Source organism: Streptomyces sp. NPDC031225 (genome assembly GCF_055570355.1).
The window spans coordinates 552,837-566,856 of record NZ_JBVIHJ010000002.1 but is presented as its reverse complement, the minus strand read 5'-3'; the positions used below and the strand labels follow the sequence as shown (position 1 = coordinate 566,856).

The window sequence follows — 14,020 nt, the reverse complement described above, 5'->3', positions numbered from 1 at the left end:
CTCCCCCCCCCCCTCCCCCCCTCTCCCTCCGCCCCCCCCTCTCTCTCCCCCCCCCCCCCCCCCCCCCCCCCCCCCCCCCCCCCCCCCCCCCCCCCCCCCCCCCCCCCCCCCCGCCGTACTGGAAGGGCTAGTGCGCGTCCTCGCCGTTGATGCCCAGGCCGGGCAGGAGGCCCGGGAGGAGGGGCGGGAGGGTGACGTCCGGGTCGGCCGACGGGGCGGGGGAGGACGGGGTGGCGCTGCCGGTGTCCTTCGGCGGGTCCAGGAGGCCGCCGGTGTTGCCGCCGAGCAGGCCGTCGTCCGTGCTGGAGCCGGCCGACTTGCTGGGGTTGCCGTGGTCCGTGGTGCCGCCGTCGGACGCACCGCCGGTGCCCGGGGCCGTCGACCGGCCGGAACCGGTCGAGGTGTCCGAGGACGCGGAGCCCGGTTCGCTCTGCCGCCCGCTTCCGTTGCCGCCGGTGCCGGCCGGGGACTGGGGGAGCCGGGACTGGAGCGGAGCGACCTCTTCGTCTATGGCTTCGAAGACCTCGGACACCTGGTCGCTGACGTCACCGAGCTGCACCGGCAGCCGGTCACGGAGCGCGCCCCAGGCCTCGCGGTGCGAGCGCGAGAAACTGTCGAGGGCCTGGATGGGGCCCAGGGAGTTCGGGTCGCGCTCGTACGCCTCGTGCAGCAGGCGGTGGCCCTCGGAGGCGTCGTGCCGCATGCCGGACAGGGCGCGGCGGATCTCGCCCAGGGACTCGTGGTCGAGGTGACCGCCCCGGCCGCGCTCCATCAGGCGGCGGGCCTCGCTCAGCCGGGTGGAGGCCTGGTCGAGGTAGGCGACTCCGCGCTCGTCGTCCCCGTCGGACAGGTGGTTGAGCTTGAAGTCCTCGATGCCGCGCTTGAGGCCGTACAAGGAGTCCCCGGGCAGGGCGCCCGAGCTGGCCGCGGCTACTCCGCCGAAGGCTCCGGCGGCGACTCCGACGCTCAGGCCGCCCGCGGCCAGGCCCTTGGCGAGCCGGGAACGCGGTCGGAGTTTGCCGAGCGGACTGGTCCGGTGCGCGCCCTTGGCGGCCCGGTGGGAACGCTGTTCGGGCACCGAGATGCCCGCTGCCCCGCCCTCCAGCAGCATGGCCTCCATCGCGGCCACCAACTGGGCGCGCTGGACGACCTTGACCTCGGGGTCCAGCTCAGGCCTGGGCAGCTCGCCGAGACACTCCGCGAGGGTCAACAGGCGGTCCGGTTCGGGATGTTCCGCGGCGGCCGGCGCTGATCCTTCGGACTGCTCGGCCACCGGTTCCCGGTCGGACTGCTCCTCCAGGGCCTGGGCGAAGGCGTTCGCCCGCCGGTGCGCCGATACGTTCGCGATCACGGGCGGCACCTCCTCTCGTCATGACGGTCGACTCCCCAGGGGGTCCTGAGGGTTGCACACCCTGACCACAAGCACTCGATCGAGTGATCGAGATCGGCCAGGGAGTGACCACAGGGAGCCTGCATCCGGCACAACGAGCGGCGCGGCACTTGGGTTACGGACTGCGGATGATCGGATCGGGGAGTCAACGGACTTTCACCGAGAGCGAGTTGGCGGTTACCGGGCGTGCCCCCTCAGCGGGCGTCGTCCGGGAGGAGCCGGGCCAGGGTGCGGACGGCCCGGTACTGGAGTGTCTTGATGGCGCCCTCGTTCTTGCCCATGACCCGGGCGGTCTCGGCGACCGACAGGCCCTGGAGGAAGCGGAGGGTGACGCACTCCTGCTGCTGGGGATTCAGCCGCTTGACGGCGTCGAGCAGTGCGGCGTTGGAGAGGGACTCCAGGACGGAGTCCTCGGGGGAGCGCTCGACCTCGTTGGCGTCGAGCATCTCGCCGGTCGTGACCTCCAGCCGGAAGCGGCTCGACTTGAAGTGGTCGGCGACGAGGTTGCGCGCGATGGTGACCAGCCAGGCGCCGAAGTCCCGGCCCTGCCAGGTGAAGGTGCCGATCCTTCTGAGTGCGCGCAGGAACGTCTCGCTCGTCAGGTCCTCAGCTGTCGCCTTGCCTCCCACCCGGTAATAGATGTACCGGTACACGGTGTCGCTGTACTGGTCGTACAGGCGGCCGAAAGCGTCGGCCTCGCCGGCCTGGGCGCGTTCGACCAGGTCCATCATGCGGGCGCTGTCGCTGTGCGCGGGCGGACGGCGGGCCGTGGCGGCACCGGTCGAACGCCCTCGTCTGCCGACGGCCGCGGAACCTTCGGCCAGTGCGTAGCACGGGCCGATCGGTGCCGTGGCGACGGCGAGGGCGGGGACGGCGTACGCGGTGGGGACGAAGCCGCGCAGCAGGTCTTGGACCGTTGCGCGCAGCGTAGCCAGGCCCGAGGCGTCAACCCCGACGTGTGGGTACACGGGACTCCCAGAGGCAGAGCTTCCATCACGTGCAGTACGGGACCGTTCACCCGTCGTAGCGACGGAAGGGGTACCGGATTGCGTCTGAGGAGAATAACGCTTAGTGCAGGCCCTGCTACGCCCAGTTGCTCTATTCATCGGTTACGTCGCTTCTGTAACCGATTGGGAGCCGATCAAGGGCCGGATAGTGACCGGTTGTTGATCGGAAAGGTTCGTGTTCCGTGTCTGTCCAGGGCGTGTTGTGGCCGTGTGCAGCCAACGTGACTGGACAGGGGGATATGGGGGTACATCAGTTGGATTGGCCGGTCAGGGGTCCGGCGGAGCCGCTAGCGGCGGCGTCGGCTCAGGGCGATCGCCGCCGCCGTGCCGCCCGCCACCGCTCCCACGCCCGCCGCCGCCGGGATGCCGACCTTCGCGGCCTTCCTGCCGGTGCGGTAGTCGCGCAGACGCCAGTCCAGTTGACGCGCGTGCTTGCGGAGTTTGGCGTCCGGGTTGATCGCGTAGGGGTGGCCGACCAGGGAGAGCATCGGGATGTCGTTGTGGCTGTCGCTGTAGGCGGCGCAGCGGGAGAGGTCCAGGCCCTCCGCCGCGGCCAGGGCGCGGACCGCCTCCGCCTTCGCGGGACCGTGGAGCGGCTCGCCGACCAGCTTGCCCGTGTAGACGCCGTCCACCGACTCCGCCACCGTGCCAAGGGCGCCCGTGAGGCCCAGCCGTCGCGCGATCACCTGGGCGATCTCCACCGGCGCCGCCGTGACCAGCCACACCTTCTGGCCGGCGTCCAGGTGCGCCTGCGCCAGCGCGCGGGTGCCCGGCCAGATGCGCTCGGCCATGTACTCGTCGTAGATCTCCTCGCCGATGGACTGGAGCTCGGCGACGCGGTGACCCTGCACGATGGAGAGCGCCGAGTCGCGGGCCTCCTGCATGTGTTCCGGGTCCTCGATGCCGGCCAGCCGGAACCACGCCTGCTGCCAGGCGAACCTTGCGAGGTCGCGGGTCTCGAAGAACTTCCGTTTGTACAGGCCGCGGCCGAAGTGGAAGATGGCGGCGCCCTGCATCACGGTGTTGTCCAGGTCGAAGAAGGCTGCCGCCTTGTCGTCGCCCAGTACCGGGAACGGGGTCTCCGGCTCCGCACCGGAGGTCTTCTCGACCTCCTGGGAGGACTTGCGCGCGGCCTCCGCCGAGGCCTCGCCTGCCAACACGCTGCGTGCCGTGGCGGAGCGCCTACGGGGAGTGAGCCATCCAAGAGCGGCCATGGCGTGAGCATAGCCAGTTTGTTCGGTGGTTCCGGAGTGGTGAGGTTTGGAGGGTGTGAACTCTCCGCGACCCCGCCGTTAAAGAACGCGACCTCGCCGATGAAGATCGCGACCTCGCCGTCGAGGAAGCGGCCCCGGTCGGCGCCCGGCGCGCGAGAATGGCCGGCATGACTCCCCTCTTCCGCCGTAGGCAGGTCAGCGCTCCCGAGGACCGGCTCGTCACCCTCATCCGCAAGGAGGGGTGTCATCTGTGTGATGACGCACAGGCGGTGATCGAGAAGGTGTGCGCGGATCTCGGGGTGCCGTGGGAGCGGAAGGACATCGCTCAGGACCCCCAACTCCACGACCGGTACTGGGAACAGATCCCGGTCGTACTCGTCGACGGCGAACAGCACACGTTCTGGCGGGTGGACGAGGAACGGCTGCGCAAGGCTCTCACCGAATAGTCCATGCCGCCCGGCGAGTCGCTTAGGATCGATGGCGACCGGGTCTTGGGGGCGGGATTATTGAGGGAAGTGTGCGGTTTTGCCTCCAGGAGAGACACGCGTGACGCCGGTCACGTTGGCCGGGCAAATCGGACACCATCTTTGTGCACGCGTTCACAAAGACATAGCCTGCATTCGACGGGGCGGTCCGGGGACGTGTGACCGCCTACAGCCCCGCTCTACCCGCAGGAGCACCGTGGCAACTGGCCGAACTCACCGACCGGCGACCCGTAGCCGAGGGATTCCCGAGGCCACCGTCGCCCGGCTTCCGCTGTACCTACGAGCCCTGACCGGACTGTCGGAGCGCTCGGTACCCACGGTCTCCTCCGAGGAACTCGCGGCCGCCGCGGGGGTCAACTCCGCGAAGCTGCGCAAGGACTTCTCCTACCTGGGTTCTTACGGAACCCGCGGTGTCGGCTACGACGTCGAGTATCTCGTCTACCAGATCTCGCGTGAGCTGGGGCTCACCCAGGACTGGCCGGTCGTGATCGTCGGGATCGGCAACCTCGGTGCCGCGCTCGCCAACTACGGCGGGTTCGCGTCCCGTGGATTCAGGGTCGCTGCGCTGATCGACGCCGATCCGGCCATGGCGGGCAAGCCGGTCGCGGGCATCCCGGTGCAGCACTCCGACGACCTGGAAAAGATCATCGAGGACAACGGGGTGTCCATCGGTGTCATCGCCACCCCCGCCGGTGCCGCCCAGCCGGTCTGCGACCGCCTCGTGGCCGCCGGGGTCACCTCCATCCTGAACTTCGCGCCGACCGTGCTGTCCGTGCCGGACGGCGTCGACGTACGCAAGGTCGACCTCTCCATCGAGCTCCAGATCCTCGCCTTCCACGAGCAGCGCAAGGCTGGTGAGGAAGCCGCCGAGAACGCCGCCGCCGCGGCGCGCGGCGAGTCCGCCGACAAAGGACCCGACGGGGACGTACCCGCCGTGATGCCGGCATGAGTCTCCTCGTCGTCGGGCTGAGCCACCGCAGCGCGCCGGTCAGCGTGCTGGAGCGGGCGGCCCTGCATGCCGATGCGCAGGTGAAGCTGCTCCAGGACACCGTCGGCGCGGAGCCCGCCGCGGAGGCCGCGGTGCTCGCCACCTGCAACCGCATCGAGCTGTACGCCGACGTGGACAAGTTCCACGCGGGCGTGGCCGAGCTGTCCACGCTGCTCGCCCAGCACAGCGGAGTGGGCCTCGACGAGCTGACGCCCTATCTCTACGTGCACTACGAGGACCGGGCCGTCCACCACCTCTTCTCCGTGGCCTGCGGGCTCGACTCCATGGTCGTCGGGGAGGGGCAGATCCTCGGACAGATCAAGGACTCGCTCGCCCGCGCGCAGGAGCTGCACACCGCCGGGCGGCTGCTCAACGACCTGTTCCAGCAGGCGCTGAGGGTCGGCAAGCGGGCGCACTCCGAGACCGGGATCGACCGGGCCGGGCAGTCGCTGGTGACGTTCGGGCTGGAGCACTTGGCTTCGGGTACGGCTGTGCAGGACTGGGCTCTCGGTAAGAAGGCGCTGGTCATCGGGGCCGGGTCGATGTCTTCGCTTGCCGCGGCGACACTGGCGCGGGTCGGGGTGGCGGAGATCGTCATTGCCAACCGGACCGCCGACCGGGCCGAGCGGCTCGCGGAGATCCTCAACGAGGGCGGGGACGTGTCGGCCCGCGCGGTACCGATGGATTCGGTGCCGGACGAGCTGACACGTGCCGATGTCGTCGTGTCCTGTACGGGGGCCACCGGGCTGGTGCTGACGGCTGAGGCTGTCGCTGCCGGGCGGGGGTTGGACGCGCAACCAGGCGCTGACGGCGTGCCGCCCTTCCGCGGGTCGGGAGCCGCCCGAGCGGCACGACTGCCCGCAGGATCGGTGGTCGAAGAGAACTGTCCCCTCGACCTGACCCCCGTACAGGCCACCCCTGGTTTCTCCGTGCTCGGTGAGGCCGCCGTCGCCGGGATGGCCGCCTCCGAGCTTGAGCAGCACGCCGCCTGGGTGGACAACGCGCCCCGGCCGCAGGGCTCCGTCGCCGTCGTCGATCCCGTCCAGGAAGCCGACGCCATCGCCGCCCTCGCGGCCACCGCCGCGGCCATCGGGCGGGTGCCCGAGCGGCGCAGACCCGAGCCCGTCGCCGAGATCCCGCGACCGACCCCCTCGCTCTTCCTGCTCGACCTCGCCATGCCGAGGGACATCGACGCCGCCGTGCACCGGCTGGCCGGAGTGCGGCTCGTCGACATCGAGTCCCTCGCCGAGGCCTCGGCGGACGCTCCCATGGCGGCCGACGTCGACCAGGTCCGCCGTATCGTCGCCGACGAGGTCGCCGCCTTCGGGGCCGCGCTCAGGGCCGCGCACATCACACCCACCGTCGTGGCCCTGCGGACCATGGCCGCCGATGTCGTCGCCGGTGAGATCGCCCGGCTCGACGGGCGGCTTCCCGGGCTCGACGACAAGCAACGCAGCGAGATCACGCAGACCGTACGGCGCGTGGTCGACAAGCTGCTGCACGCGCCGACCGTACGGGTCAAGCAGCTCGCGGCCGAGCCCGGCGGTGCCGGGTACGCGGACGCGCTGCGGACCCTGTTCGACCTCGACCCGGAGACGGTGGCCGCCGTCTCCCGCGCCGAGGAAAGCACCACCGATGAGAAAGACCGAGGCTCGTCATGAGTACCAAGGCGCTACGGCTCGGGACCAGGCGGAGCAGACTCGCCATGGCCCAGTCCGGGCAGGTGGCGGACGCCGTGAGCCAGGTGACCGGGCGGCCCGTCGAGCTCGTGGAGATCACCACGTACGGCGATGTGTCCAAGGAGGCGCTCGCGCAGATCGGCGGCACGGGCGTGTTCGTGACCGCGCTGCGGGAGGCCCTGCTCAAGGGTGAGATCGACTTCGCGGTCCACTCGCTGAAGGACCTGCCGACCGGGCAGCCGGACGAGCTGGCACTGGTCGCGGTCCCCGAGCGCGAGGACCCGCGCGATGTCCTCGTCGCCCGGGACGCCCTGAAGTTCACCGACCTGCCCCGCGGTGCCCGCATCGGTACCGGTTCGCCCCGCCGCATGGCGCAGCTGAACGCGTACGCCCTCGCACACGGACTTGATATCGAGACGGTTGCGATCCGGGGGAACATCGACACCCGGGTACGGTTCGTACGCGATGGTGAACTGGATGCGGTGGTGCTGGCCGCTGCAGGACTCCAACGCATCGGCCGTATCGACGAAGTGACCGATTTCCTCTCGGTCGACACAGTTTTGCCCGCTCCCGGCCAGGGAGCACTGGCGATCGAGTGCACCGCGGACAACGCGGACCTGATCGCAGCGCTCGGCGAGCTCGACGACCCGTTCACCCGGGTCGCCGTGACCGCCGAACGGTCCCTGCTCGCCGCCCTGGAGGCCGGCTGCTCCGCCCCTGTGGGCGCGCTGGCCGACCTGCTGGCCGACGGGCAGATTGTCAAGGAAATGCGCCTGCGGGGCGTCGTCGGCACGACCGACGGCTCACGCATGGTGCAGTTGTCCACCACCGGTCCCGTGCCCGAGACGTACGACCAAGCAATGGCGCTCGGCCGTGAACTAGCGGCCGAGATGCTTGCCCAGGGCGCGGCCGGTCTGATGGGGGAGCGAGCACAGTGAGCCCCACCACTCTTCCCGCCGGTCCTGAACACGGGCACGTCACCTTCCTCGGTGCCGGACCCGGAGATCCGGGACTACTGACTCTGCGCGCCGTCGAGGCGCTCACGAACGCGGACGTACTCGTCGCCGGGCACGAAGTGCTCGACGTCGTACGCGTCCACGCTCGCTCGGGCGTCGCCGTCGTGAACACGGACACGGAGATTCCGACGGGTTATCCGCCGACTCCGGTTCCGGGCACGGGCGCGCCCCAACTCACAGTCGTTGACGGTTCGTCAACTACCGCTGCTGTCCCCGTGGTGCGGGATGCCGCACATCTTGTCATGGAGGCCGCGCGGGGCGGCAGGCGGGTCGTGCGTGCGGTGTCCGGGGACCCCGGGCTCGACGCGTACGCCGCCGAGGAGATGCTGGCCTGCGTCCGTGCGGGCGTGCCCTTCGAGGTCGTGCCCGGTGTGGCCGCCGCCGTGGGCGTACCCGCCTACGCCGGTGTGCCGCTGCGGGACGCACAGGGCGCTGACGTGCGGTTCGTGGACGCGCGCACGGCCTCCGACCGGTGCTGGACGGAGGTGGGGGCGTCGGACGGGACCGTGGTCGTGTCGACGACCCTGGACACCGTGGGCGCCGCCGCCGGAGAGCTGGTCGCGGCCGGGCGCAAGCCCGATACGCCGATGACGGTCACCGTCGCCGGTACGACCACGCGGCAGCGGACGTGGACCGCGACCCTCGGGACCATCGCCCAGACGCTGAAGCAGGCCAAGGTGCTGCCCTCGCCCGAGGGCGGCCGGCCGGTGATAGCCGTGGTCGGTGAGCGGTCCGCCGCCGCGCAGCGCGACCAGTTGTCGTGGTTCGAGAACAAGCCGCTGTTCGGCTGGAAGGTTCTCGTGCCGCGCACCAAGGAGCAGTCGGCGTCGCTCTCCGACCAGCTGCGGTCCTACGGGGCCGTGCCGCACGAGGTGCCGACGATCGCCGTCGAGCCGCCGCGCACGCCCCAGCAGATGGAGCGGGCGGTCAAGGGGCTTGTCACGGGCCGGTACGAGTGGATCGCCTTCACCTCCGTCAACGCGGTGAAGGCGGTGCGTGAGAAGTTCGAGGAGTACGGGCTCGATGCCCGTGCCTTCGCCGGGATCAAGGTCGCGGCGGTGGGCGAGCAGACCGCCAAGGCGCTGGTCGCCTTCGGTGTGAAGCCGGACCTGGTGCCTTCGGGGGAGCAGTCCGCCGCGGGGCTTCTCGAGGACTGGCCGCCGTACGATCCCGTCTTCGATCCGATCGACCGGGTGTTCCTGCCCCGTGCCGACATCGCCACCGAGACGCTGGTCGCCGGGCTCATCGAGCTCGGGTGGGAGGTCGACGACGTCACCGCCTACCGGACCGTGCGGGCCTCGCCGCCGCCGGCGGAGACGCGGGAGGCGATCAAGGGGGGCGGGTTCGACGCCGTTCTCTTCACGTCGTCGTCCACTGTGCGGAACCTGGTCGGTATCGCCGGGAAGCCGCACAACGTGACCGTGATCGCGTGTATCGGGCCCGCCACGGCCAAGACCGCGGAGGAGCACGGGCTGCGGGTGGACGTGATGGCTCCCGAGCCGTCCGTGCACAAGCTGGCCGAGGCGCTTGCCGACTTCGGGCTGAAGCGGCGGGCGGCGGCGGTCGAGGCGGGGGATCCGGTGACGCGGCCCAGTGAGCGGCGGCCGGGGGCTCGGCGGCGGCGGTCCACTACCTGAGGTCTGCGCCTGCGGAGGCCTGCGGCGGCCTGTGCGGGTTGGTGGGGGCGGGGGTTTTTGCGCAGTTCCCCGCGCCCCTGATGCCTGCGGCGGCCTGTGCGGGTTGGTGGGGGCGGGGGTTTTTGCGCAGTTCCCCGCGCCCCTGAGTGCCTGCGGCGGCCTGTTGCGGTTCGGTGGGGGCGGGCGTTCTTTGCGCAGTTCCCCGCGCCCCTGAGTGCCTGCGGTGTGTTGTGGGGCGGGGACGGGGTGGGGGGTGTCCGTCCTCGGTCCGGCGGCTCGGTCGGTTCTACAGGGCCCGGTGACGGACGCCGGACGCTGCGGGCGGGCACCCCCCACCCCGTCCCCTGCGCGCCGTACGCGGCTTGCGGGACGTCGTGGCGCATCCGGCGGGCCGTCGGTCTGGAGGGGGCTTCTCTTGCGGTTCTGGTATCTGGAATATTCTGTTCCAGTACTTTAAAGTGCAAGGAAACCGCTTGCTGGGCTTGCGTGTGCCCTGAGGTGAGGTGGCGTCTTGGGCCGTCCCGAGCGACCGGTCGACCCTGACGCCGGTCCCCTGCAGGGCTTCGCGCACGCGTTGCGGTCGCTGCGCAGGGACAGCGGTTCACCGTCGTACCGGACGATGGCCCAGCGCACCGGCCTCTCCGTGACCGCCCTGTCGCGCGCCGCCTCCGGGGAGCGGCTGGCGTCGGCCGCGGTGGTACGGGCGTACGCACAGGCCTGTGGCGCGGACCCGGACGAGTGGGAGCGCCGTCGGGAGGTCGTCGTCGCGGAGGCGGCGCCGCAGGGGGCGGAGGAGGGGGACTCGCCCTATCAGGGGCTGGCGAGGTTCGAGCCGGGCGACCGGGACCTCTTCTTCGGCCGGGACCGGCTGGCCGAGGACGCGCTGAAACTGGTGCTGGACCACCGGTTCGCGGTACTGCACGGCACCTCGGGCAGCGGGAAGTCCTCCTTGCTGCGCGCCGGGCTGCTGCCGCGTCTCGACGACCTGACACGCGAGCGGGACTGCGGTATGGAACTCCGGCTGATCACGCCGGGGGCACGGCCCGCCGCCACCCATGAGCGGCTGCTCGACCCACCGCCGGACGGGCCGGAACGGTTCGTGGTGGTGGACCAGTTCGAGGAGATCTTCACCCTGTGCCGGGACCGGGCCGACCGCTGGCAGTTCGTGGACCGGCTGCTGGCCGCCCGCGACCCGGCGAGCAGGCTGCGCGTGGTGATCGCGGTGAACGGCAGCTTCCACCCGCGGTGCGCGCAGCACGACGGTCTGGCCGAGGTGCTGCGGCGCGACGCCCTGGCCGTGCGCCCCATGACCCGGGTCGAACTGCAGGAGGCGGTGGTCAAGCCGGCCACGGCGGCCGGGCTGCGGGTGGAACGGGAGCTCACCGCCCGGATCGTCGAGGAGGCCGCGGACCGGCCCGGCGTGCTGCCGATGCTCTCGCAGGCCCTGCGGGAGACCTGGCGAAGACGGACCAGCGGCGTTCTGACCGTGGCCGCGTACGAGGCGGCGGGCGGCATCCACGGCGCGATCGCCGCGGCCGCCGAGGAGATCTACGGCAGTCTCTCGCCCGTCCAGACCGCCACCGCACGGCGACTGCTGCTGGCGCTCATCACCCCCGGCGAGGGCAGCGCCGACACCCGCCGCCCGGTCGGCCGCGCCGATCTGTGCGAGTGGCCCGATCCCGAGGTGCCCGTCGTCCTCGACCGGCTCGCCCGCGCCCGGCTGGTCATCCTGGACGAGGCGAACGTCCAGCTCACCCATGAGGCCCTGATCACCCACTGGCCGCGGCTCCAGGGGTGGATCGAGACGGACCGGGAACGGCTGCGCGAGCACCGGCGACTCAGCGAGGCCGCGCGGCTGTGGAAGGAGCGCGACCACGACCCCGGCAGCCTCTACCGCGGGACCCATCTCGCCGTCGCCGACCAGCTGTTCGACCGGGGCGTCAGCGACCATGACCTCACCGGGCGGGAGCGGGCCTTCCTCAGCGCCTCCCGGGTCGCCGGTGCCATGGAGCGCTGGACGGCGAACCGGATACGACGGCGGACGCGGGCACTGGCCGCCGCGTGCACCGTCGTCGTGCTGGGCGCGCTCCTCGCCGGGCAGCTCGCCTGGCAGCGCGGCGACACCGCCGACCTGGAGCGCACCCGCGCCGCGGCCCTGGAGGCCGCCGCCCTCGCCGCCCGGACGCAGCCGGTCGATCCCCGTACCGCCGCCCTGCTCAGTGTCGCCGCCTGGCGGCTCGCCCCCTCCCGGGTCAGCCGCGCGGCCTTGATCAGCACGCTCGCCGAGAGCGAGGACGACATCCTCACCGGGCCGGTGCTCGGTGACCGAGACCGTGCCTTCCTCACCGACTCCGGCCGCACCCTGCTGGTCGCGGGCGCCGGCGCATGGTCGTCCTGGGACGTCCTCACGCACCGCCTCACCGGGTCGGGCGCGCTGCCCGAGGACCCGGTGGTGGCGGCCGACCCGGCGGACCGGACCCTGCTGCTGACCGGCGGCGGGCGTCTGTGGCGCCTGGCCGCGGGGACCGCCGCCGGTCGGCCCGTGACGGGTGGCCACGTCCTCGGTTTCGGGGCCGACGGACACAGCTATGTCGTACGGGACTCCGGGCCGGACCCCAAGGTGCGGCTGCGTGCGGTCGACGGCGGCAGGACTGTGTTCGAGACGGCGGGCGACGCCCGTCCCGTCCCCTCGCCGGACAACGCTCTGGTGGCCGTCTGCCGGGCGGGCCGGCCGACGCAGGTGTGGGACACCGCCCGTGACGCGATCCGGCCGGGTGACTGGGAGAGCCTGCGGGCAGCGGACTGCTCCCCGGAGACCGTCGTCTTCGACGCGGGCGGCACATCGCTCGCCGTGGCCACGGACACCGGTGTCCGCGTCTGGGACACCGCCACCGGACGACAGCTCGCCGACCTCGCCGGGCCCACTCCCGGACACCTCGCCTTCACGCCGGACGGAGCGTTCCTGGCGGCGTCCGGCCCCGACGGCGTCACGGTCTGGCGGATCGCGGCACCACGGCTGCCGGTGCTGCGCCGGCCGGTGCCCGGCGGCTCCGTCACCGGCCTGGCCTGGGACCCGGCCGGCCGGACCCTGCGCTATCTGACGGGCAGCACCGTGCACTCCCTCGACCTCACCCCGACCCTGACCGCACCCTGGCGCGAGCGGCCCGTGAACGCCGTACTGCTCAGTCCGGACGGCCGGCTCCTGGCCACCGCGCAACGGACCGCGGCCGGTTACCGGGTCCGTGTCCAGGAGACGCGCTCCGACCGGCTCGTCACCGAACTGGCCGTCCCCCGCCGGACCACCGACTCGGTCGCGGCCTCCCGCCCGCTGCTGGCCTTCAGCCCGGACAGCCGCAGCATCGCCTACGGCACCGCCGTGGTCTCCGGGTCCGCGCACACCGCGCGGTTCACGGTTCGCGACATCTCGCCGGTCGGCCGGAAGGCCACCACCTTCGACGTGACGGGTCCGGTCGGGTCCACGGCCCGCGGCATCTTCCTCACCGCGCACGGCCGGCACCTGCTGGTCGGCTGGCGCACGCCCGCGGGCCTGCTCGCCGTGCAGATGTGGGACACCGCGCACGGGCTTCCGTGGGTGCGGTCGAACGATCCGAAGGCCGCGGTCAAGGAGGCCCTGGCCACCGGTTTCAGCGGCCGGATGGCCATTTCGCCCTACGCACCCGACCCGCATCCCGTGTTCATCGACGGACGACAGACGTACGACATCGCGGTCAGCGCCGGCGGTGCGCACACGGCCACGGGCGGGGCCTTCGGCACCGTCACCGTATGGGACAGCGGAACGGACCGTGTGCCCCGGGCCGTGATCCCCGCACCCTCCGCCGGCACCGGCTGCGCGGCCTGCGCGCTGGTCACCGCCCTGGCCTTCAGCCCCGACGGCACCACCCTCGCCATCGCCCATGGCTCGGGAGCCCTGAGCCTGTGGGACCTCGACCTGGACCGGCCCCTGGGCGACAGCCCGGCCGGCTCGGGCGACGTGATCGACTCGCTGGCCTTCGGTCGCGACGGCTACCTCCGGGCCGCCGGTCCGCACGTCTCCGTCCGCGCCTACCCGGTCGGCCCCGCACAGGTCGCCGCCCGGCTCTGTGCCCGCGCGGGCCGGTCCCTGACCGTCGCCGAGTGGCGTCGCTACCTGCCCGGCGTGCCCTATCGGCGGGTCTGCGACGGGTCGGGCCCGGACGACGGGTCAGCCGGGACCGAGGTGGGTCCCGGCCTCGTCGAGCCCGCGGGCCCGTCCCTGGCGGCGGCCGGGCTGCCGGATGCCGACGACGGGAGACCCCATGCCTCCCCCGATCCCCGACCCCGGGAACGGCCGGAACACCGGACGGACAAGAACCGGGCGGGTTCGGGAGAGGACTGGAAAGCGGACAAGCGGGCCACGAGAGAAAAGCCGGCCGAAGGGAATCCCCCGGCGTCCCGGAACACGTCCCGGCCCTCGCACGCAAGCACGGACGCACCGCGTCACCGAAGCACTCGGTAACACCGGTCAGCGGGTGCTGTTCACACGGCCGTTGCATACCCGGCGGTAGGTCGCCGATCGCGTTGTTTACCCCTCTGACCTGCATTGATCAACAACTCCGAGGCTTCGA

The 14,020-nt window shown here is 72.0% G+C and carries 9 protein-coding genes; 6 read left to right on the top strand and 3 right to left on the bottom strand.

The genetic code is table 11. The annotated features are described in order from the left end of the window. Positions 1–127: 127 nt before the first annotated feature. The 3 genes from ACZ48Z_RS05495 to ACZ48Z_RS05485 form a co-directional block, all read right to left on the bottom strand. Entirely contained in the window at positions 128–1,351 is a 1,224-nt protein-coding gene (locus ACZ48Z_RS05495; protein ID WP_468734449.1) for a DUF5667 domain-containing protein, read from the bottom strand. A 233-nt stretch (positions 1,352–1,584) separates the two neighbouring features. Further along, the gene (locus ACZ48Z_RS05490; RefSeq protein WP_468734448.1) at positions 1,585–2,358 is read right to left on the bottom strand and encodes an ECF subfamily RNA polymerase sigma factor, BldN family; all 774 of its coding nucleotides are present in this window, start codon (positions 2,356–2,358) and stop codon (positions 1,585–1,587) included. Positions 2,359–2,684: 326 nt separating this feature from the next. Next, entirely contained in the window at positions 2,685–3,611 is a 927-nt protein-coding gene (locus tag ACZ48Z_RS05485) for an HAD family hydrolase (RefSeq protein WP_468734447.1), read from the bottom strand. 167 nt (positions 3,612–3,778) lie between these two features. Between ACZ48Z_RS05485 and ACZ48Z_RS05480 the strand changes: the two genes are divergently transcribed. The 6 genes from ACZ48Z_RS05480 (at position 3,779) to ACZ48Z_RS05455 (ending at position 13,911) form a co-directional block, all read left to right on the top strand. Further along, a complete protein-coding gene (locus ACZ48Z_RS05480; RefSeq protein ID WP_468734446.1) occupies positions 3,779–4,057 on the top strand; it encodes a glutaredoxin family protein in 279 nt (92 codons plus the stop codon). A gap of 235 nt (positions 4,058–4,292) precedes the next feature. After that, positions 4,293–5,045 (top strand): redox-sensing transcriptional repressor Rex, encoded by a 753-nt coding sequence (locus ACZ48Z_RS05475; protein WP_468734445.1) that lies wholly within the window; start codon positions 4,293–4,295, stop codon positions 5,043–5,045. Then, entirely contained in the window at positions 5,042–6,745 is a 1,704-nt protein-coding gene (locus ACZ48Z_RS05470) for a glutamyl-tRNA reductase (protein WP_468734444.1), read from the top strand. Before ACZ48Z_RS05475 ends, ACZ48Z_RS05470 begins: the two co-directional genes overlap by 4 nt. Beyond that, positions 6,742–7,701: a hydroxymethylbilane synthase gene (gene hemC / locus ACZ48Z_RS05465; protein ID WP_468734443.1), complete on the top strand. Its 960-nt coding sequence runs from the start codon at positions 6,742–6,744 to the stop codon at positions 7,699–7,701. Before ACZ48Z_RS05470 ends, hemC begins: the two co-directional genes overlap by 4 nt. After that, the gene (locus ACZ48Z_RS05460) at positions 7,698–9,416 is read left to right on the top strand and encodes a bifunctional uroporphyrinogen-III C-methyltransferase/uroporphyrinogen-III synthase (protein WP_468734442.1); all 1,719 of its coding nucleotides are present in this window, start codon (positions 7,698–7,700) and stop codon (positions 9,414–9,416) included. The genes hemC and ACZ48Z_RS05460 overlap by 4 nt, the downstream gene beginning before the upstream one ends. Positions 9,417–9,927: 511 nt before the next feature. Then, positions 9,928–13,911, top strand: a complete 3,984-nt coding sequence (locus ACZ48Z_RS05455; RefSeq protein ID WP_468734441.1) for an nSTAND1 domain-containing NTPase — start codon at positions 9,928–9,930, stop codon at positions 13,909–13,911. The last annotated feature ends 109 nt before the right edge of the window (positions 13,912–14,020 follow it).